The organism is Burkholderia sp. BCC0506 (assembly GCF_902833145.1).
Taxonomy (GTDB): Bacteria; Pseudomonadota; Gammaproteobacteria; order Burkholderiales; family Burkholderiaceae; genus Burkholderia.
Genome location: NZ_CADFEN010000002.1, coordinates 448,526 through 466,778 on the forward strand (window position 1 = coordinate 448,526; position 18,253 = coordinate 466,778).

Here is an 18,253-nt window from a genome sequence, read left to right on the forward strand (position 1 = left end):
GGCGTGTCCATGGATGACGAAAACGATAGCGCGGTGCTCGAGGCGCACGTCGGTACGCGCAGCCCGTGCTGGCGGCTCGGCAGCGACAGCAACGCGCTCGAACTGGCCGCGGTCCGCGGCCTGACCAACGTCGCGATCGCACTGACGGCCGAGCAGGCCGCGCGCATCCGCGCACTGACCGGCGTCACGTCGCACCTCGTGATCGACATCGTGCTGTTCGGCAACCCGGTCAGCCTCCATCTCGTCGGCAGGAAGGTCAATACGGTCGACTGGGCCGGCACGGCGTCCGCCTATTCCGATACCGCCTCCGTCGCCGCCGACCTGTCGCACGGGCTCGCGTTCGCCGAGCAGGTCGTGTCCGAAGTGAATTCGCTCGTCGTGATCCTCGACCGCAACGGGATGGTGCAGCGCTTCAACCGCCTGTGCGAGGAGGTGACGGGCAAGCGCGAGGTCGACGTGATCGGCCGCAGCGCGTTCGAGCTGTTCATGAGCCCGGAGCAGGGCGCGCAGTCGCGCAGCAACATCACGGGGTTCTTCGCGAGCAACCAGTCGTTCGCGGTCGAGCGCTACATCAACACGGTCAACGGGCCGCGTCTGTTCCAGTTCCGCAACAAGTTCGTGCAGAGCGGCAGCGGCGTCGACGAGCAGTTCCTGATCTGTTCGGGTATCGACATCACCGAGGAGCGCAACGCGCAGCAACGGCTCACCGAGCTCGCGAACACCGACGTGCTCACCGGGCTGCCGAACCGCCATGCGATCAGCGAGCGCATCCGTACGGCGATCGCCGAGGAGAGCGAGCTGACGCGCGGCCAGGTCGGCATCCTGTTCCTCGATCTCGACAACTTCAAGCGCGTCAACGATCACTACGGGCACATCACCGGCGACCGGCTGCTGCAGGACGTGTCGGCGATCATCAGCGGCTGCCTGCCGTCCGGCGCGACGCTCGCGCGGCTCGGCGGCGACGAATTCCTCGTGCTGTTCGAACACGGCACGCGGCCGCTGCTGGAGGCGACCGCGCAGATCATTCTCGAGCGGCTGCGCACGCCGATCCATCTCGGGCTGATGGAGATCTACACGAGCTGCTCGATCGGCATCGCGATGCATCCGCAGCACGGCGATTCGCTCGAGACGCTGATCCGCAGCGCCGACACCGCGATGTACGTCGCGAAGGAAGAAGGCAAGCACACGTATCGCGTGTTCTCGCTGGAGATGAACCAGAAGGTCGCGAAGTACATGTGGCTCGACACGAACCTGCGCAAGGCGCTCGAGGAAGAGCAGTTCGTGCTGCACTACCAGCCGGTCGTCGATATCGCGACGGGGGACGTGCACGGCGTCGAGGCGCTGATCCGCTGGCAGTCGCCCGATCGCGGGCTCGTCGCGCCGGTCGAGTTCATCCGGTTCGCGGAGGAGTCGGGGCTGATCGCGCCGCTCGGGCGCTGGGTGATGCGCACGGCGGCCGCGCAGGCCGCTGCGTGGAAGGCGAAGGGGCTCGGTATCCGGATCGCGGTGAACGTGTCCGCGCGGCAGTTGCAGGACATGAACATCGTGCACCAGTTCGCGTCGATTCTCGACGGCGCGGGGCTGAAGCCCGGCCTGCTCGACATCGAGCTGACCGAGAGCTGCTTCATCGAGGACGAGGAGGCGGCCAACGGGCTGATGCGGCAGTTCCGCCAGCTCGGCGCGCAGATCCATCTCGACGATTTCGGCACCGGTTATTCGTCGCTGTCGCAGTTGTCGCGCCTGCCGCTCGACGCGATCAAGCTCGACCGTACCTTCATCACGGCCATCGACCGCAATCCGCGCTCGCAGGCGCTGGTGCGCTCGGTCGTGTCGCTCGCGAAGGCGCTGAATTTCGCAGTGGTCGCCGAAGGCGTCGAAACGCACGCGGAAGCCGAATTCCTCAAGCAGCTCGACGTCGATCACGCGCAGGGCTACTACTACGCGCGGCCGATGCCGGCGCAGGCGTTCGAGGCGTGGCTCGCGGAGACGAGAAAGCTCAGGCTGATCGCCTGAGCGCCGTTCCGGACAAGGCGCCGCCGGCAATCGGCGGCGCCCGTCGCATTACACCGTGCGCAGCTTCGATACGCGCCGGTTCTGCAGCATCACCAGGCGTTCCATGTACGCGAGGTCCTTCGGCTCGATCGTGAACGCCGCATGCACCCACGCTTCCGTGATGTCCATCAGCTCCGAGCGCGACAGCTGGAACACGCGTTCGCGGGCGCGCAGCATCGCGCGGATGCCGTTCAGCTTGGGCTTCGTCACGTCGATGAAGGTGCGCGTCGCCAGATACGCGTCACCCGCGTCGAACGTCTCGTCGATCAGCCCGCGATCCTCGTACCACTCGGCCGCATGCGCCTCGCCGGTCGCGATCAGCGATTCCGCGAGGCCGCGGTTCGCCTTGCGCGCGACCAGCGAATAGCCGCCCATGCCCGGGAACAGGTTGAACGCGATCTCCGGGAACCCGAGTTTCACGCCCTTCTGCGCGAGCACGTAGTGATGCGCGAGCGCGGCCTCGAAGCCGCCGCCGAGCGCGCTGCCCTCGACCATCGCGATCGAGATCGCACCGGTGCCGAAGCCCGTGTAGATCTCGTACACGCCGTCGATGCACGAGCGCGCGTAGGCCATCAGCTGATCGCGCCGGCCGCTGCGGATCGCGTCGACGAAGAAGCTCAGGTCGCCGCCGACGTTGAACAGCTCGGGGACGAGCGAGCCCGTCACCCAGAAGTCGAACGTGAGGCCCGAGTCGCGTGCGACGCGCGCGAGATGGATGATGTCGGTGACGAGTTGCTGGTTGAAACACGGCCGCGGCTCCGATCGCAGCATCATCCACATGACGTTACGGCCTTCTTCGTAGAAGGCGGTCAGTTGCGAGAGTTCGCCGGCTTCGTAAAACGGGCGGCATGCCGGATGGGATTGGAGTTGCATGGTATGTCCTCGTGAGATGTGGTTTTAAAGACCGTCGCGCCAGGCGCCTGGCGGGCATCGGGTTGCCCGCCGGGCGCCTGGCGCGAGGCATCGCCATTGTTGCGCGCGCACAAAAGACGAATTGCGGGGAACAACGCACGAACGGGACGCGGGTGAGGGGGGCACTCGGGTGGGCCGGGGACGACGGACGCAGAGACGGGAATCGGGAGGGGGCGCGGTGGATCGGGCGGGAGGCGACGTCTGCCGGCGCGGGCCGGCAGACGGTTCGGCGCAGGGTTGTCGGCATCGTTCGCTTACATGCCGAAAGCGCTGCCCGGCCGCGGGGCGGCCTGCGGCTGCATGCCGGACAGTCCGGTGGGCGGCTACCGGATCGCATCCGGCAGTCCGGACGGCCGGACAAGGTTTGCTAAGATGCGCGCCGCATCACCGCGATCAATCGAACTAAAAATCTATTCCGAGAGACTCCCATGAAGAACGCAGTCACGACGTTCACCCGTTTCACGCGTGCAGGCCGTTACGCATTGCCGGCCGCCGCGCTGCTGTCGCTTTCCACGCTCGCCTGGGCCGCCGGCGACGTGCCCGGCTCGAAGGACCATCCGCTGATTTCGCGCTTCGCCGGCGCGACGATCAACGCGTATTCGCAGACCGCGTTCGACGAGGCATTCCTGCCGAACCAGCCGATCGACGACGAGCGAACCGCGAAGGGGTTGAACCTGGAAGGCAAGATCACGCGCATCGGCTATACGATCGGCGGCGACAAGTCGACGCTCGAAGTCGAGCGCAACTACCTCGATGCGCTGCAAAAGGGCGGTTTCCAGATCCTGTTTCGTTGCACGGCGGAGCAGTGCGGCAAGAGCGGCGGCAACGAGTTCCAGAGCGTCGTGATCAACTCCGGGCGGATGCGCAAGGCGGGCGGCGGCGAAGCGAACTTCGGCGGCAAGCACCGGACGATCCTCGCGAAGCTGCCCCGCGCGGCGGGCGATGCATACGTGTTCGTGCACGTGATGGACGATTCGGCGTCGAACAAGCGCACGGTCGTCTACGAGGAAGTCGTCGAGGTGAAGCCGATGCAGACGGGGCAGGTGAAGGTGATCGATTCCGGCGCGCTGCAGAAGGGGCTGGCCGCGACCGGCAAGGTCGCGCTGTACGGCATCTACTTCGATACCGACAAGGCGCAGGTGAAGCCGGAGTCGAAGGCGCAGCTCGACGAGATGGCGAAGCTGCTGTCGGCGAATCCGGCGCTGAAGGTCTACATCGTCGGGCATACCGACAACCAGGGGCAGCTCGCGCACAACGTCGACCTGTCGCAGAAACGCGCGGAGGCCGTCACGCAGGCGCTCGCGACGACGTACCGGATCGCGCCGGCACGGCTGGTCGCGAAGGGCGTGGCATCGCTGTCGCCGGTCGCCTCCAACGCCGACGACGCGGGCCGTGCGCAGAACCGCCGCGTCGAGCTCGTGCAGCAGTAGTACGCGTCAGCGACGAGCTATGACCTGAAGGGGCAATTGCGCGGGCAGCACGCGCAGGCCGGTGCGTACACGCTCGCGTGGACGTGGCGCGGCAAGCGCGTCGGCGACTGCCAGTAACGGGCCGGCGCGGCGGGCATCGCACCGGCACACGACGGCGAGCGGCTGGTACAGCGCACCGCACTCGAGCCCTTCGCCCACCGCCGGGTCGACGAGTGCGACCGGACGAACGACGACCGGGCCGCGATCACGTCGGCATCGGCATCGCTTCGATCAGCGCGATGCCGGCCGTCACGGTTTGCCGCGCCGCGCGCCGGCCTTGCGCCAGGCGGCTTGACGCTCGCCGGTACGTCACCCACACTGGCCGCACGACGGCCCCCGCGGCGGGTACGCGGGTGGCCCGTCATGTGCGCGTCATGCGGTACGAGTTCCGCGCCGGCGCGCGGCCCTGACGCCCGGTAACGAACGCGCGGAGAGCTTCGACGTGGTGCGTTTTCCTTCCCGATGGACCGGCTGCCTGTTCGCATGCGCCGTGGCGCTCGGCGCAGGTACGGCCGCGGCCGATACGCACGACACGGGCGACACGGCGCCCGTCACGCTCGTCAGCGACGTCCACGAATTCGTGATCCAGCACGACGGTTCGCTCGACGAGCACGACGATTCGACGCTGCGCGCGAACGACGCGAACGGTATCGACGCGGTCGCGCAACGCTACGTGTGGTTCGACAAGAATCTCGAGAAGGTCGAGCTGTTCGCGGCCGAGACGATCGACCGCGACGGCGTCGCGCATCCGGTCGGCGCGGACGGCATTCGCGACGTGCAGGAGCCGCGCTCGGCCGGCGCGCCGACGTTCCAGGACGGGCTGCTGCGCACCGTCGTGTTCCCCGGCGTCGAAGCCGGGTCGAGCACCCGCGTCGCGTTTCGCAAGACCCGCACGAAGCCCGTCAATCGCGGCTACTTCGGCTATTACGTGGAGCCGTCGCGCGAGCCGGTCGACAGCCAGCGGCTGATCTTCGACGTGCCGGCCGACATGCCGCTGTACGCGGATGCGCGCGGCTATGTCGCGCTGCCGCCGGTCACGGCGAACGGCCGCACACGCTACGAATTCGACTACCGGCACGGCGCGTACGATCGCATCGAGAGCGGCGCGGTCGGCTATCCGACCTACGGCGACCGGCTCGTCGTGTCGACGCTGCCCGATTACGCGGCGTTCGCGGCGCGCTACCGCGACGCGGCCGTCGACGCGAGTGCGAACGATCCGGCCGTCGTGCAACTGGCGCGCGCGCTCACGGCGGGTGCCGCCGATTCCCGCGACAAGGCGCGCATCCTGTACGACTGGGTGCAGGCGAACGTGCGCTACGTCGGACTGTTTCTCGGCGAAACGGCCGCCGCGCCGCATCGCGTGGCCGACATCCTGCGCAACCGCTACGGCGACTGCAAGGATCATGTCGCGCTGTTCGGCGCGCTGCTCGCGGCGGTCGGCATTCGCAGCGAGCCGGTGCTGATCAATCTCGGCTCGGTGTACACGCTGCCGTCGGTGCCCGGCTACGGCGCCGGCGCGATCAATCATGCGATCACGTGGCTGCCCGATCTCGGTCTCTACGCGGATACCACGACGGCCGGCATCGCGTTCGGCTACCTGCCGCCGATCGTGATGGATCGGCCGGCGCTGCTCGTCGATACGGGCGTGCTGTCGCGCACGCCGGCCACGCAGCCGCGCGGGCGCATCGCGCGCATCGCGATCGATGCCGCGCAGCCCGGCGCCGCGCGTGTTCAGGCGTATGTCGAGGACGACGGCTGGACGGCCGAACTCGAGCGCAACCTGTTTCGCCGCGCGTCGCGCGACCGCATCGCGCAACTGGCGAACGAGCGCCTGCGGCAAAGCGGCCTGCGCGGCCGCGCGCAACTGGCGACCAGCGACCGGCACGTGACCGACGGGCCGTTCGGCGTGACCCTGACCGGCACGCTCGATCATGTCGTATGGCCCGACGGCACGACCGCGTTGCCCGCATTGTCGAGCCTCACGGGCGGCATCGCGACGCAGGTAGAGAGCTGGCTGGCCGAGCCCGTGCGCACGCAGCCGTGGGGCTGCCTCGGCGGCACGTTCGACGAGACCGGCCAGATCGCGCTGCCGGCGGGCGTCGCCGTGACCGACCTGCCGGCCGATGCGGCCGTGCACGATCGCTTCGTCGATTTCACGTCGCATTACGTGTTCGATGCGGCCGCGCACGTCCTGCAGGTCACGCGGCGGATGAAGGCGGATTTCGGCCGGCAGGTGTGCACGCCGGACGAATTCGCGGCGCTGCGCGCGTCGCTGGAGCGCATCGAGCGCGACACGCAGGCGCAGATCGTCGTGCGGGCGAAGCCGCGTTGAACGGGGCGGGCACGGCATTCGCTCCGCACGGGCGAATCACTGAATCGCCGACGCGCAGGAGGGACATCATGACGGAGCGGGACCGCGAGATCGCCGAGCTCGCGAAGGAATTGCTGGGCCGGATCGTGCAAGGCACGGTCGCGACCGGCGCGACAGTCGATGTGGAGCAGTGCGCGGCGCTCGCCGTGCGGTGCGCGACGGCGCTGGTCGACCGGCTCGACGCGCTGAAGTGAGGCGGGGCGGGCGGCTACCGCCGCCGCCGCGCGCCGGGCGTTACGCTTCGGCGTGCACGGCGCCGTCCGCGCGCACGGCGCCCGGCGGTTTGCCGATCACGCGCTTGAACGCGCGACTGAACGCGGCGAGCGACCCGTAGCCGAGCCGGTACGCGACCGCTTCGATCGTCTCGCGGTCGCGCGCGATCCACTGCGCGGCGAGCCGCATCCGCAGCTCGGTCAGGTAACGCACGGGCGTCATTCCGGTTGCCGCGAGGAAGCGCTCGGCGAACACCGAACGCGACACGCCCGCTTCGGTCGCGAGTTCCGCGACGCTCCAGTTGCGCCCCGGGTCGCGATGCAGCGCGACGATCGCGCGGCCGAGCTTCGGCTCGCGCAGCGCCTGGACCCAGCCGGTCGCGTCGCCGCATCCGCACTCGACCCAGCCGCGCACGATGAACGCCGCGACCACGTCCGCGAGCCGCGCGAGGATGCCCGCGAAGCCCGCGCGCGCGGTGCACGCTTCGCGCTCCATCGCATCGAGCATCGGGCGGATCTCCGGGTAGCGCGCGAGCAGCGTGCCCACGTGCATGAACGCGGGCATCGTGCCGACGAGCGGCTGCATGCCGCCGAGGTCGAGCTCCATGCACGCGCTGAAGATCAGCGCGTCGCCGGCGCCGGGTTCCGCCGTCGCGCAGGTGGACGGCGAGACGCCGGCCGACGCCACCGACGCGACCGTATCGCAGATCTTCGCGATCTCGAAGCCGTTGATCTCGCGGCACGGCACGTCCGGATCGGACACCAGCGCGTGCATGCCGCCGTGCGGCAACAGGATCGCGTCGCCGGCCTCGAGCCGCATCGTCTCGCCCGAATCGTCGCGCAGCAGCACCGGCCCGCGCACGACGAAATGGAACTGCGCCCGCCCCGGCGCATGGCCGAAATTCAGCCCGAACGGCCGCGCGACCTGGATGCGGCGGTACTGGACGCCGCTCAGGCGCATCCCGAGCAACAGCTCGCTGACGAGGTCGTGCGTGTCGGGAATCGGGGGCAGAAGGGGCGCGGACATATCGAGATACGGACGTTCGATCAACAAGAACGGATTGTATGTCATAGACCGTCCTGCCGTCGTTCCTTACGATACGCCCTCATCCGTATTTTCCCTAACCGACACGGAACCTCGCATGAATCCCGGAATCTCCTCGACCGCCTCGACGGCGGCCCCCCGCGAACCGGCCTGGGGCGCGGTTTTCGCGATGGCGCTCGGCGTGTTCGGGCTCGTCACGGCCGAATTCCTGCCGGCGAGCCTGCTGACGCCGATGGCCGAGAGCCTCGGCGTGACCGAAGGCGTGGCCGGACAGGCCGTCACGGCCACGGCCACGGTCGCGCTCGTCACGAGCCTGCTGATCTCCGCGCTCACGCGCACGATCGATCGGCGGCGCGTGCTGCTGGTGTTCTCGGTGCTGCTCGTCGCGTCGAACCTCGCCGTGGCGTGCGCGCCGAACTTGGGTGTGCTGCTGATTGGCCGCGTCGTGCTCGGCATCGCGCTCGGCGGCTTCTGGACGATGGCGACGGCCACCGCGATGCGGCTCGTGCCGACGGCGATGGTGCCGCGCGCGCTGTCGATCATCTTCAGCGGCGTGGCGGTCGCGACCATCGCGTCCGCGCCGATGGGCAGCTACTTCGGTCACCTGATCGGCTGGCGCAACGTGTTCCTGATCGCGGCCGCGCTCGGCGGCCTCGCATTCGTGTCGCAGCTTCTCACGCTGCCGTCGATGCCGCCGAGCGGCACGACGCGGCTGCGCACGCTGATCGACGTCCTGCGCCGGCCGACCGTCGGCCTCGGGATGTTCGCGACGATCCTCGTGTTCACCGGGCATTTCGCGTTCTTCACGTATCTGCGGCCGTTCCTCGAACAGGTGGCGGGCGTCGGCGTGAACGGGCTGTCGGCGATCCTGCTCGGCTACGGCATCGCGAACTTCGTCGGCACGTCGCTCGCGGGCCGCGTGCTCGAACACCGGCTGCGGCCGATGCTGATCGGCATGCCCGCGCTGATGGTCGTGCTCGGCATCGCGCTCGTCGTGCTCGGCCGCGCGCCGATGATCGACGCGGTGCTGGTCGCGTTGTGGGGGATGGCGTTCGGCGGCGTGCCGGTCGCGTGGTCGACGTGGGTCACGCGCACCGTGCCCGACGAGGCCGAGAGCGCGGGCGGCCTGATCGTCGCGGCGATCCAGCTCGCGATCGCGACGGGCGCGGCGGCCGGCGGCGTCGTGTTCGACGCGAACGGCGCGGCGGGCGTGTTCGTCGGCGCGGCGATCGTGCTGGCGGTGGCGGTCGCGACGATCGTGACCGGCGTGCCCAAGCGGGTCGGCGTGGCCGCGTCCTGACCGGCCTGGCGGCCCGCATTGCGCGGGCTGCCGGGCGATCGTCCGCGCGTCAGGCGGCGCGGGCGCTCGCGATGCGGTCCAGTTCCGCGAGCGCGTCTGCCGGCAGATCGAGATCGGCAGCCGCGAGATTCTCGCGCAGATGCGCGACCGACGACGTGCCGGGAATCAGCAGGATATTCGGCGCGCGGTGCAGCAGCCACGCAAGCGCGACCTGCATCGGCGTCGCGCCGAGGCGGGCCGCCACGCCGGACAGCGTCGACGACTGCAGCGGCGAGAAGCCGCCGAGCGGAAAGTACGGCACGTATGCGATGCCGTCACGGGCGAGCGCGTCGATCAGCGCATCGTCGCCGCGATGCGCGATGTTGTAGTGATTCTGCACGCAGACGATGTCGCAGATCCGCCGGCCTTCCGTGACCTGCGCGGGCGTCACGTTGCTCAGGCCGATGTGCCGCACGAGCCCGCGCTGCTGCAGCTCGGCGAGCGTGGCCAGCGGCGCCTCGATCGATCCTTCGGCCGGCCCGTGCGTGTCGAACATGATGCGCAGGTTGACGACGTCGAGCACATCGAGCCCCAGGTTGCGCAGGTTGTCGTGCACGGCCCGCTCGAGTTCGTCGGGCGCGAACGCGGGCAGCCACGATGCGTCGTCGCCGCGTCGCGCGCCGATCTTGGTGACGATCACGAGATCGTCGCGATACGGATGCAACGCGTCGCGAATCAGCCGGTTCGTTACGTGCGGGCCGTAGAAGTCGCTGGTGTCGAGATGGTCGACGCCGGATTCGACGGCTTCGCGCAGGACGTTCAATGCGGCTTCGCGATCTTTCGGCGGGCCGAATACACCGGGGCCCGCGAGCTGCATCGCGCCGTAGCCGATTCGTCTGACGTGACGATTTCCGAGCTTGCAGGTGGCGGTGTGGCGAATGTCGGGCATGACCGTGCTCCTGTCGGTGAATTGAATGCATCCAGCATAGGGATGCGTCGCCTGCGCGATAAGGCGTCATAATTCGCACGGGTTGTACGAAAAGGCGAACAATGCAAACCGATCTGGGCGATCTGAACGCGTTCATGGCCGTGGCGCGCGCCGGCGGGTTCCGCGACGCCGCACGCAAGACCGGCCTCAGCGCATCGGGGCTGAGCGAGGCCGTGCGCCGGCTGGAAGCGCGGCTCGGCGTGCGGCTGCTGCATCGCACGACGCGCAGCGTCGTGCCCACCGAAGCCGGCGAGCGCCTGCTCGCGCGTCTCGGGCCCGCACTGACCGAAGTGGCGGCGGCGCTCGACGGTATCGACGAATTCCGCGGCCGCCCGGCCGGCACGCTGAAGCTCAACGTGCCGGTCAGTGCATCGCGGCTCGTGTTGCCGGCGATCGTACCGCGCTTTCTCGATGCGTATCCGGACATCCGGCTGGAAGTGATCGCCGACGAAAATTTCGTCGACGTGCTGGCGGCCGGATGCGACGCGGGCATCCGCTACGACGAACGCCTCGAACAGGACATGATCGCGGTGCCGATCGGCCCGCGCATCCAGCGCTTCGCGACCGCGGCGGCGCCCGGCTATCTCGACCGGCACGGCCGGCCGCGGCATCCGCGCGATCTGCTCGACCATCGGTGCCTGCGCGGGCGCTTCGCGAGCGGTGCGATGCCGCCGTGGGAGTTCGAGCGCGACGGCGAGGTCGTGCGGGTGGAGCCGGCCGCCGGGCCGCTGCTGGTCCAGATCGGCGGGGCGACGGAGCTGCTGGTCGACGCGGCGATCGCCGGGACGGGCATCGTGCATCTGTTCGAGGACTGGCTGCGCCCGCATGTCGACAGCGGCGCGCTCGAACCGGTGCTCGAACCGTGGTGGCGGCCGTTCTCGGGACCTTTTCTGTATTATCCGGGGCGACGCCTCGTGCCGCCGGCACTGCGCGCATTCATCGATTTCGTCAAGGGATCCTGAGCGTCGATCAGCGCGCCGGCGCATGCGCGTCGAGCAACTTTCGGTGGCGCGCGTCGGTCGCGTCGTCGGCTGGAAACATGCATTCCATGCGCAGCTCCTGAGCGGCCGCGCTGTGCGGCGTGCCGACCGTCGTGACGAGCGAGAAGTAACGCAGCACGACACCTTCGTGGATGAAGCCGATCGGGATGACCGGCAGCGACGGGGCGGCGGCCGCCCGCCGCCCCGCGAATCCGTCAACCGCCTTGCTTGACCAGCGCCGCCAGCGTCTTCATCGCCTGCAGGTACGGATACGGCCCGTGGCTGATGCGCGCCACGCCGTATTCCGCGAGGTCGGCGAGCGTCGGCGTGTCCGCGACGCGCATCACGTTCACCGGCAGCGGCGACGCGGCCGTCAGCGCGCGAATCAACTCGGGGGAGCGCAGGCCCGGCACGAACAGGCCGTCGGCGCCGGCCGCCGCATACGCGCGGGCGCGTGCCAGCGTTGCATCGAGCAATCGTTCGTCGTGCGTCTCGGCTGCCGCCTTGAAGAACACGTCGGTGCGCGCGTTGATGAAGTAGTCGGCGCCCGCGCGATCGGCCGCCTGCCGGGCGGCCGCGAGACGGGCCGCCGCTTCGTCGACGTCGCGCAGCTCGCCCGTGGCCGGAAAACTGTCTTCGAGATTGCAGCCGATCGCGCCGGCCTGGATGCTCATCGCGATCGTCTCGGCGACATCCTCCGGCCGCTCGCCGTACCCGCTTTCGAGATCGACGGTGACGGGCAGCTCCGTCGCGCGCACGATCCGCGCCAGCACCTCCATCATCACCGCGCGCGGCATCTGCTCGCCGTCGACGAAACCGTTGGCCGCCGCGACCGACCAGCTGCCGGTCGCCAGCGCGGGCGCGCCGGCATCGGCCACCGCGCGCGCACTGCCGGCGTCCCACACGTTGAACAGCGTCAGCGGCTGGCCCGCGCGGTGAAGCGACCGGAACGTCGCGCCTTTCTCGTTGTTGCCCATGCTCGTCTCCTCGTGGATACCCGACCGGTTGTCGTGTCGAGCGATATTGCCACCGAATCGGGCGGTGCGACGAAGCCCGGCAATGTCTGCTGACAGCGCGTGGCAGGAAGTTCGCGCGAGCGCGGCGGCGCGATGTGCGCGCCGGCTCAGTCGCGCGAATCCGGATCGACCGACAGCGTGCGCAACTGGTCGCGCAACCGGTCGACGTCGCCCGGCGCGAACGGCCGCTCGATCTCGGCATGCGCGTGCTGCCACAGCGGGAACGCTTCGGCCAGCAGGTCGTGCCCGGCCGGCGTCAGCGAGAGCAGGCGGCTGCGTCCGTCGTCCGGATCCTGCACGATCGTGACGAGGCCGCGCCGCTCGAGCGGCTTGAGCGCCGCGGTGAGCGTGGTGCGGTCCATCGCGAGCAGCGACGCGACCGATTTCATCGGAGCCGGTTGCGGCCGGTTCAGCGACATCAGCAGCGAAAACTGACCGTTGGTGAGATCCAGCGGGCGCAGCACGTCGTCGAAAATGCGCGCCAGATTGCGCGCCGCGCGCTGCATGTGCAGGCACAGGCAGCAGTCGCGCACCATCAGCGCCGTCTCGAAGGGAAGCTTTTCTTTTCGTGCCATGTTGCAATTGTGTTGATATCAACCTATCTTGTCAAGGTCGAGGCGCGGCAGCCCGCCGCGTCCGTCATCGGAGGAGCAGGCATGAGTGCGCAACCCCAGTTGTATCTCGCCGTATTTCTCGGAACCAAGGATAGCCCGGCGATGCAGGCCTGGATCGCGCTGCCGGAGGAAGAGCGGCGCACGCGCGAGCGCGACGGCATCGCGGCATGGCATGCGTGGGTCGACCGGCATCGCGACGCGATCGTCGAGCTGGGCGGGCCGCTCGGCAAGACCAAGACGATCGACGCAGGCGGCATCCGCGACACGACCAATGCGCTGAGCGGGTTCACCGTCGTGCGGGCGGCGTCGCACGAGGCGGCCGCCGCGCTGTTCGAAGGTCATCCGCATTTCACGCTGTTCCCGGGCGTGTCGGTCGACGTGATGCCGGTGCTCGCGATTCCCGGCGCGTGAGCGACGCGCGATGCCGGGCACGGCGTGTCGCGTCGTTCGATGTGCCGTGATCCGCACGCAGACATTTTTCCGACATTCTGGATGGAGACTGGCGATGAAGCTTTACGGATTTGCCGGCACCCGCACGCAACGGGCGCTGTGGGGGCTGAAGGAACTGGATGCGGATTTCGAATTCGTGTCGGTCAACCTGCTCGAGGGCGAGCACAAGCGGCCCGAATTCCTGCGTCTCAACCCGGCCGGCAAGGTGCCCGTGCTGGTGGACGGCGACCTCGTGATTCCCGAATCGGCCGCGATCGTGCTGTATCTCGCGGACAAGTACCCGGAGAAGGCGCTGCTGCCCGTCGATCCGGCGCTGCGGGCGCAGGCCTATCGGTGGATCATGTTCGCGGTGACGGAACTCGAGCAGCCGCTGTGGCGGATCACGCGGCACACGTTCATCTATCCGCCGGAGAAGCGTTCGCCGGCCGACATCGAACTGGCGCGCGAGGATTTCACGACGATGGCCGCGGTTCTCGACAAGCATCTCGAAGGGCGCGCGTTCATCGTCGGCGATACGCTGACGGTGGCCGATTGCGTGACGGCCTATCTGATCGACTGGGCGAGCGAGTGCCAACTGATCGAACCGTTCCCGCAATTGCGCGCGTATCTCGAACGGCTGTATGCGCGGCCGAAGGCGCCGCAGCGGATCGCGGAGGCGAGGAAGGCGGCTTGAACGGGCGGACGGTGCGGGGTGGGTCATGCGCCGCATCGGCATGACCTGCCGCGTCCGCCTGCGATCACGAAGCCGTATCCGGCCCGCCGAGCGCACGGCACAGCATCGCGAGGTCGCGCAACGTAAGATGCGGCGTCGCCACGTGCCGCGGAGCCTGTTCTCCTTCCGCCCGAGGCTCGCGCACGACCCACGCGGCCTGAAGCCCCGCATTCAACGCGCCGACGATATCGAGGTGGAAATCGTCGCCGACATGCAGCAATTCGGCCGGACGCACGCCGAGTGCGTCCGCCGCCGCATGGAAGATCTCGGGGTCCGGCTTAGCGAAGCCGAATGCACGCGCGCTGAGCGTCGTGCGGAAGAATTCGCCGCCGCCGGTCAGCCGGAGATCCGCGTTGCCGTTGGTGACCGCGATCAACGGAAAGCGGGCGCTCAACCATGCGAGCGCCGGCAGCGCGTCCTCGTAGAACTCGACGCGGTTGCGCGCCGCATAGAAGACGTCGTAGGCACGATCGGTCAGCGAGACGTCTTCGTTCGCGCGCTCCAGCGCAAGCCTGATCGAGCCGATTCGCATCGCACGATAGTCGCCGGCGAGATCCGGATGCAAACGTTCGTATTCCTCACGTAATGCACTGAGAGCCTGTTGTGTCGGCAGCACGCTCGCGGTATTCGGCGCGTGCTCGATCAGCCATGCGCGAAGCGTCGCCTCGGCCCGTACGACGGACGGCCCGAACGGCCACAGGGTATCGTCGAGGTCGAACGAGAGCGCGGAAACTTTGGCGAGACGCATGGCGGTCGAAAGCGGGAAGTCGTGTTACCAGGGCCACGGAACGGAGGTGCCGGTGCCGTTGTCGACGGCGTGCCGATACAGGAAGCGCGCGACGGTCAGGTCCTGAAGCGCGAGCCCCGTCATGTCGAAGACGGTGATCTCGTGCGCGGCACGGTCGATCGAAGTCGCACCCGCGAGGATGTCACCGATTTCCGTACACGGCAAATCCGGCGCCCACTGGCACTCGCCGATGCTGCGTGCCTGGTCACGATCGTCCACGACGATGCGCGCGCGTTCCAGCACGTCTGCCGGAAGTTCGCGCTTGCCCGCGGTGTCGGCGCCCACGCAGGTCAGGTGGGTGCCCGGCTGAACCGCATCCGCGTCGAACAACGCGCCGCCGCCGGGCGTGGCCGTGATCACCACGTCGCTGTTGGCCACCGCGTCGTTCCGGTCGCGCGCCACGCCGATCGTGCATCGATCGACGAAGTGCGCTTCGAACGCCGGGTCCGATTCGCCGCTCACATTCACGTACTGCACCGTGCACCGCTGCGGCAGCAGCCTGAGCGCGTAATCAAGTTGCACGCGCGCCTGCACGCCGGTGCCGAACACGCAGAGCCGCGTGCTGTCGCGGCGCGCCAACTGTTGCAGCCCGAGGCCGCCCGCCGCGCCGGTGCGTGCGGTGGTGATCGCGTTGCCGTCCATGATGCACAGCGGGCGGCCCGTCGCCGGATCGAACAACGCGACGGTGGCCTGATGCGGCTCGCTGCCGTGCGCCCGGTTGCCCGGCCAGAACCCGGCCGCCTTGAAGCCGAGCAGATCCTGACCGGCGACGTCGCCCGACTTGATGCCGAACACGCCGCCGGTGTGCAGTTTCTCGCGTACCACCGGGAATACGCGTCCGGCCCGTCGACTGTGCAGCACGAAGGCTTCGCGCACGGCCGCCATCACTTGCTCGGCCCGCAGGGCGGGCTCGACGGCATCGCGGTCGAGGAGAAGGAGGTGGGCGTCGGTCGGCATGGTGGGCGGTGCCTGTTCGGCACGAGACGAATCGAGAGTGTTTAAAGTTTGTCCAAATTTGGATAAATAGTCAATGCGTGGTGGCACGGCACGGACACCGGGTTTCGCTCACCACCCGTAGAAGCGCGGCCACGTCTGCGCGGCGCCGTCGTCGCCGATCGCCTGGTAGTCGGGATGTTGCGCACCGGTGGCGCACGCGTGATTCGGCAGGATGCGCAGGCGCGTGCCGATCGGAAACCGCTGCGCGATGCCCGTATCCGGCGCGCCCGCGCGCGACACGATCCCGTGTTCCTGGTTGGCGGCGCTCATCAGGTAGTCGCCGAGCACGTCGCCGGCTTCGGTGCAGACCAGCCCGTAGCCGAAATCGCGCGCCTGGCGCTGCGTGCCGCGGTCGCGGCTCATCGCCATCCAGCCCGCGTCGACGATCGCCCAGCCTTTCTCTTCCTGGTGGCCGATGACGGTGGTCAGCACGGACAGCGCAATGTCGGACAGTTCGCATACGCCGATGTTGTGCATCACGAGGTCGAACATCACGTACACGCCGGCGCGCACTTCGGTCACGCCGTCGAGCCGTTGCGCGGCCAGCGCGGTGGGCGTCGAGCCGATACTCACGACCGGGCAGGGCAACCCGGCGGCCCGCAGGCGCTCGGCGGCGCGCACGGTGCGGCTGCGCTCCTGTTCGGCGATCGCGACCAGCGCGTCGTGCGTGTCGTATTCGTAGCTGGAGCCTGCGTGCGCGAGCACGCCGCCGAGCCGCATGCCGCCGTCGGTCAGCGCGCGGCCGACGTCGATCAGCAGGTCGGCGTCGGGCGGGATGCCCGAGCGGTGGCCGTCGACGTCGACTTCGATCCATACGTCGAAACGCTCGCCATGCTCGCGCCCGAAGGCGGCGATCGCGTGCGCGGCCGGCAGGCTGTCGGCGACGATCTTCAGGTCGCAGCCTTGGCGGCGCAGCGCGAGCGCCTAGCCGAGCTTGGCGGGCACCATGCCGACCGCGTAGACGATGTCGCGGATGCCGTGCGCGAAGAACTGCTCGGCTTCCTTGAGCGTCGACACCGTGATGCCTTGCGCGCCCGCCGAGATCTGCGCGTCGACGACGTGCCGGCATTTGGTGGTCTTGAGGTGCGGCCGGAACCGGACGCCGAGCGCCTCCAGATGCGTTTGCATGCGAGCGATATTGCGCTGCATGCGGCCGACATCGATCAAGGCCGCGGGGGTGTTGAGGGTGTGAAGGTTCACGATGCGTCCGATTGCCAGGTTGCCGAAGCGGACACTGTAGGCTGGTTGGTTCGCACCGTGTTTAATGCGAGGCTAATCCGGCATTAAGCCGCATTTAATCCACCGAATTGCGCGGATCGTGGCGCTGCCTCACGCCTTGCCGCGCCACGGCGGCGGATCGAGAAACTGCCGCGCGGCGTCGAGAAACACCCGCTGCCGCGCGGAGCGGCCGGTGCGCGACGGCAGCAGCGCCGTCACCGGCGCGGGCGGCAGGCGCCAGCCGGGCAGCAAGCGGACGAGCTTGCCGTTCGCGAGCAGCGGGGCGACGTCCCACTCGGAGCGTTCGACGATGCCGAGCCCGGCCAGCGCCCATTCGGTGATCACGGTGCCGTCGTTGGACGACAGCGCGCCGCTGACGCGGATGACGGTCGCCCGCCGCGGCTCGCCCTTGGCGCCGCTCGCAGGCGAGAAGCGCCAGCGCGGGATGTCCTCGTCGTTCTCGCGCAGGCACAGGCAGTCGTAGCGCGTCAGGTCGGACGGATGCTTCAGGTCCTTGAGGCGGCGCGCGTACGCGGGACTCGCGCACAAGAAGCGCTCGTTGGGCGCGAGCGGATAGCCGATCCACGAAGACGACTTGAGGCTGCCGACATGGATGACTACGTCGGCGCCCGATGCACTGGTCAACGGGCTTTCGGACAGGTGGAGCGAGATTTCGAGCTTCGGATGCGCTCGCTGCACGTCGCGCACGATCCGCGCGACGTACTTGCGGCCGAAGCCGAGCGGCGCGACGACGCGCAGCGTGCCCTGCACGTCGCCATGGTCGCCCGCGATGCTGACCGGCAGCGCCTCCACGCGCTCGAGAATGCCGACGGCTTCCTGGTACAGCCTCTGCCCTTCATCGGTCAGCGCAATCCCTTTCGGCTGCCGCACGGCGAGCCTCGCGTTCAGGCGCGCCTCCATCCGCTGCAGGCGAATCGTGACCGCGGGCGGCGTGAGATCGAGCAGCCGGGCGGCAGCGGCTAACGAGCGCGACGTGCCGATCGCGCGGACGAGTCGAAGGTCGTCGAGGTCGAGCATTTCGTGGCTCTTAATGCAGGTGGTGTCGAGCATTAAACCGCAGATCGAAATGCGAGGCCATCGACGTGCAGTGCCCTCTGGTTGAAGGAGACATATGAGTCGGTCATGTAATTC

16 protein-coding genes and 2 pseudogenes are annotated in these 18,253 nt (G+C 68.7%); 8 read left to right on the forward strand and 10 right to left on the reverse strand.

Annotation, left to right across the window (positions count from 1 at the left end):
• Positions 1–9 precede the first annotated feature (9 nt).
• Entirely contained in the window at positions 10–2,013 is a 2,004-nt protein-coding gene (pdeR, locus tag HWX62_RS05990) for a cyclic di-GMP phosphodiesterase (protein ID WP_175932868.1), read from the forward strand.
• A gap of 48 nt (positions 2,014–2,061) precedes the next feature.
• Here the strand turns inward: pdeR and HWX62_RS05995 are convergent, their stop codons facing one another.
• Positions 2,062–2,925 carry a crotonase/enoyl-CoA hydratase family protein gene (locus HWX62_RS05995; protein WP_175932869.1) on the reverse strand — a complete coding sequence of 288 codons (864 nt, stop codon included), beginning with the start codon at positions 2,923–2,925 and terminating at the stop codon, positions 2,062–2,064.
• A 467-nt stretch (positions 2,926–3,392) separates the two neighbouring features.
• Between HWX62_RS05995 and HWX62_RS06000 the strand changes: the two genes are divergently transcribed.
• The 3 genes from HWX62_RS06000 (at position 3,393) to HWX62_RS06010 (ending at position 6,998) form a co-directional block, all read left to right on the forward strand.
• Positions 3,393–4,394, forward strand: a complete 1,002-nt coding sequence (locus HWX62_RS06000; protein WP_175932870.1) for an OmpA family protein — start codon at positions 3,393–3,395, stop codon at positions 4,392–4,394.
• A gap of 481 nt (positions 4,395–4,875) precedes the next feature.
• Positions 4,876–6,765, forward strand: coding sequence for a DUF3857 and transglutaminase domain-containing protein (locus HWX62_RS06005; protein ID WP_175932871.1), 1,890 nt, complete (start codon positions 4,876–4,878; stop codon positions 6,763–6,765).
• Between the two features lie 68 nt (positions 6,766–6,833).
• Complete coding sequence (locus tag HWX62_RS06010) at positions 6,834–6,998, forward strand: hypothetical protein (protein WP_175932872.1); 165 nt, start codon at positions 6,834–6,836, stop codon at positions 6,996–6,998.
• Between the two features lie 40 nt (positions 6,999–7,038).
• Here the strand turns inward: HWX62_RS06010 and HWX62_RS06015 are convergent, their stop codons facing one another.
• The gene (locus HWX62_RS06015) at positions 7,039–8,088 is read right to left on the reverse strand and encodes an AraC family transcriptional regulator (protein ID WP_175932873.1); all 1,050 of its coding nucleotides are present in this window, start codon (positions 8,086–8,088) and stop codon (positions 7,039–7,041) included.
• Positions 8,089–8,158: 70 nt separating this feature from the next.
• On the opposite strand from HWX62_RS06015, the gene HWX62_RS06020 reads away from it, so the two are divergent.
• On the forward strand, positions 8,159–9,361 hold the full coding sequence (locus HWX62_RS06020; RefSeq protein WP_175932874.1) for an MFS transporter: 1,203 nt from the start codon (positions 8,159–8,161) through the stop codon (positions 9,359–9,361).
• Positions 9,362–9,410: 49 nt separating this feature from the next.
• Here HWX62_RS06020 and HWX62_RS06025 read toward each other — a convergent pair whose 3' ends face one another.
• Positions 9,411–10,289: an aldo/keto reductase family oxidoreductase gene (locus tag HWX62_RS06025; protein WP_175932875.1), complete on the reverse strand. Its 879-nt coding sequence runs from the start codon at positions 10,287–10,289 to the stop codon at positions 9,411–9,413.
• A gap of 101 nt (positions 10,290–10,390) precedes the next feature.
• Between HWX62_RS06025 and HWX62_RS06030 the strand changes: the two genes are divergently transcribed.
• Positions 10,391–11,290 carry a LysR family transcriptional regulator gene (locus HWX62_RS06030; RefSeq protein WP_175932876.1) on the forward strand — a complete coding sequence of 300 codons (900 nt, stop codon included), beginning with the start codon at positions 10,391–10,393 and terminating at the stop codon, positions 11,288–11,290.
• Positions 11,291–11,297: 7 nt separating this feature from the next.
• On the opposite strand, the pseudogene HWX62_RS06035 reads toward HWX62_RS06030, so the two are convergent.
• The 3 genes and pseudogenes from HWX62_RS06035 to HWX62_RS06045 form a co-directional block, all read right to left on the reverse strand.
• Positions 11,298–11,489, reverse strand: a pseudogene (locus HWX62_RS06035) (transcriptional regulator); the annotation flags it as partial.
• 34 nt (positions 11,490–11,523) lie between these two features.
• Positions 11,524–12,285 (reverse strand): isocitrate lyase/phosphoenolpyruvate mutase family protein, encoded by a 762-nt coding sequence (locus HWX62_RS06040; RefSeq protein WP_175932877.1) that lies wholly within the window; start codon positions 12,283–12,285, stop codon positions 11,524–11,526.
• 146 nt (positions 12,286–12,431) lie between these two features.
• Positions 12,432–12,899, reverse strand: coding sequence for a MarR family transcriptional regulator (locus HWX62_RS06045; protein WP_175932878.1), 468 nt, complete (start codon positions 12,897–12,899; stop codon positions 12,432–12,434).
• A gap of 81 nt (positions 12,900–12,980) precedes the next feature.
• Here HWX62_RS06045 and HWX62_RS06050 point away from each other — a divergent pair, with 81 nt between their 5' ends.
• Entirely contained in the window at positions 12,981–13,349 is a 369-nt protein-coding gene (locus HWX62_RS06050) for a hypothetical protein (protein WP_175932879.1), read from the forward strand.
• A gap of 94 nt (positions 13,350–13,443) precedes the next feature.
• Positions 13,444–14,061 carry a glutathione S-transferase family protein gene (locus HWX62_RS06055; RefSeq protein WP_175932880.1) on the forward strand — a complete coding sequence of 206 codons (618 nt, stop codon included), beginning with the start codon at positions 13,444–13,446 and terminating at the stop codon, positions 14,059–14,061.
• A gap of 64 nt (positions 14,062–14,125) precedes the next feature.
• Here the strand turns inward: HWX62_RS06055 and HWX62_RS06060 are convergent, their stop codons facing one another.
• The 4 genes and pseudogenes from HWX62_RS06060 to HWX62_RS06075 all read right to left on the reverse strand — a co-directional run bounded on the left by HWX62_RS06060 (position 14,126) and on the right by HWX62_RS06075 (position 18,172).
• Complete coding sequence (locus HWX62_RS06060; protein ID WP_175932881.1) at positions 14,126–14,848, reverse strand: HAD-IA family hydrolase; 723 nt, start codon at positions 14,846–14,848, stop codon at positions 14,126–14,128.
• 24 nt (positions 14,849–14,872) lie between these two features.
• Positions 14,873–15,844: an ornithine cyclodeaminase family protein gene (locus HWX62_RS06065; protein ID WP_175932882.1), complete on the reverse strand. Its 972-nt coding sequence runs from the start codon at positions 15,842–15,844 to the stop codon at positions 14,873–14,875.
• Between the two features lie 108 nt (positions 15,845–15,952).
• Positions 15,953–17,083: pseudogene (locus HWX62_RS06070) on the reverse strand (DSD1 family PLP-dependent enzyme).
• A gap of 129 nt (positions 17,084–17,212) precedes the next feature.
• Positions 17,213–18,172 carry a LysR substrate-binding domain-containing protein gene (locus HWX62_RS06075; protein WP_175932884.1) on the reverse strand — a complete coding sequence of 320 codons (960 nt, stop codon included), beginning with the start codon at positions 18,170–18,172 and terminating at the stop codon, positions 17,213–17,215.
• Positions 18,173–18,253 lie beyond the last annotated feature (81 nt).

Bases quoted from the DNA above. Each gene is read 5' to 3' on its own strand.
- HWX62_RS06020 (WP_175932874.1), top strand. From the start codon at position 8,159: ATGAATCCCGGAATCTCCTCGACCGCCTCGACGGCGGCCCCCCGCGAA.
- HWX62_RS06045 (WP_175932878.1), bottom strand. From the start codon at position 12,899: ATGGCACGAAAAGAAAAGCTTCCCTTCGAGACGGCGCTGATGGTGCGC.
- pdeR (WP_175932868.1), top strand. From the start codon at position 10: ATGGATGACGAAAACGATAGCGCGGTGCTCGAGGCGCACGTCGGTACG.
- HWX62_RS06015 (WP_175932873.1), bottom strand. From the start codon at position 8,088: ATGACATACAATCCGTTCTTGTTGATCGAACGTCCGTATCTCGATATG.
- HWX62_RS06025 (WP_175932875.1), bottom strand. From the start codon at position 10,289: ATGCCCGACATTCGCCACACCGCCACCTGCAAGCTCGGAAATCGTCAC.
- HWX62_RS06075 (WP_175932884.1), bottom strand. From the start codon at position 18,172: ATGCTCGACACCACCTGCATTAAGAGCCACGAAATGCTCGACCTCGAC.
- HWX62_RS06010 (WP_175932872.1), top strand. From the start codon at position 6,834: ATGACGGAGCGGGACCGCGAGATCGCCGAGCTCGCGAAGGAATTGCTG.
- HWX62_RS06040 (WP_175932877.1), bottom strand. From the start codon at position 12,285: ATGGGCAACAACGAGAAAGGCGCGACGTTCCGGTCGCTTCACCGCGCG.
- HWX62_RS06065 (WP_175932882.1), bottom strand. From the start codon at position 15,844: ATGCCGACCGACGCCCACCTCCTTCTCCTCGACCGCGATGCCGTCGAG.
- HWX62_RS06000 (WP_175932870.1), top strand. From the start codon at position 3,393: ATGAAGAACGCAGTCACGACGTTCACCCGTTTCACGCGTGCAGGCCGT.
- HWX62_RS06030 (WP_175932876.1), top strand. From the start codon at position 10,391: ATGCAAACCGATCTGGGCGATCTGAACGCGTTCATGGCCGTGGCGCGC.
- HWX62_RS05995 (WP_175932869.1), bottom strand. From the start codon at position 2,925: ATGCAACTCCAATCCCATCCGGCATGCCGCCCGTTTTACGAAGCCGGC.
- HWX62_RS06050 (WP_175932879.1), top strand. From the start codon at position 12,981: ATGAGTGCGCAACCCCAGTTGTATCTCGCCGTATTTCTCGGAACCAAG.
- HWX62_RS06060 (WP_175932881.1), bottom strand. From the start codon at position 14,848: ATGCGTCTCGCCAAAGTTTCCGCGCTCTCGTTCGACCTCGACGATACC.
- HWX62_RS06055 (WP_175932880.1), top strand. From the start codon at position 13,444: ATGAAGCTTTACGGATTTGCCGGCACCCGCACGCAACGGGCGCTGTGG.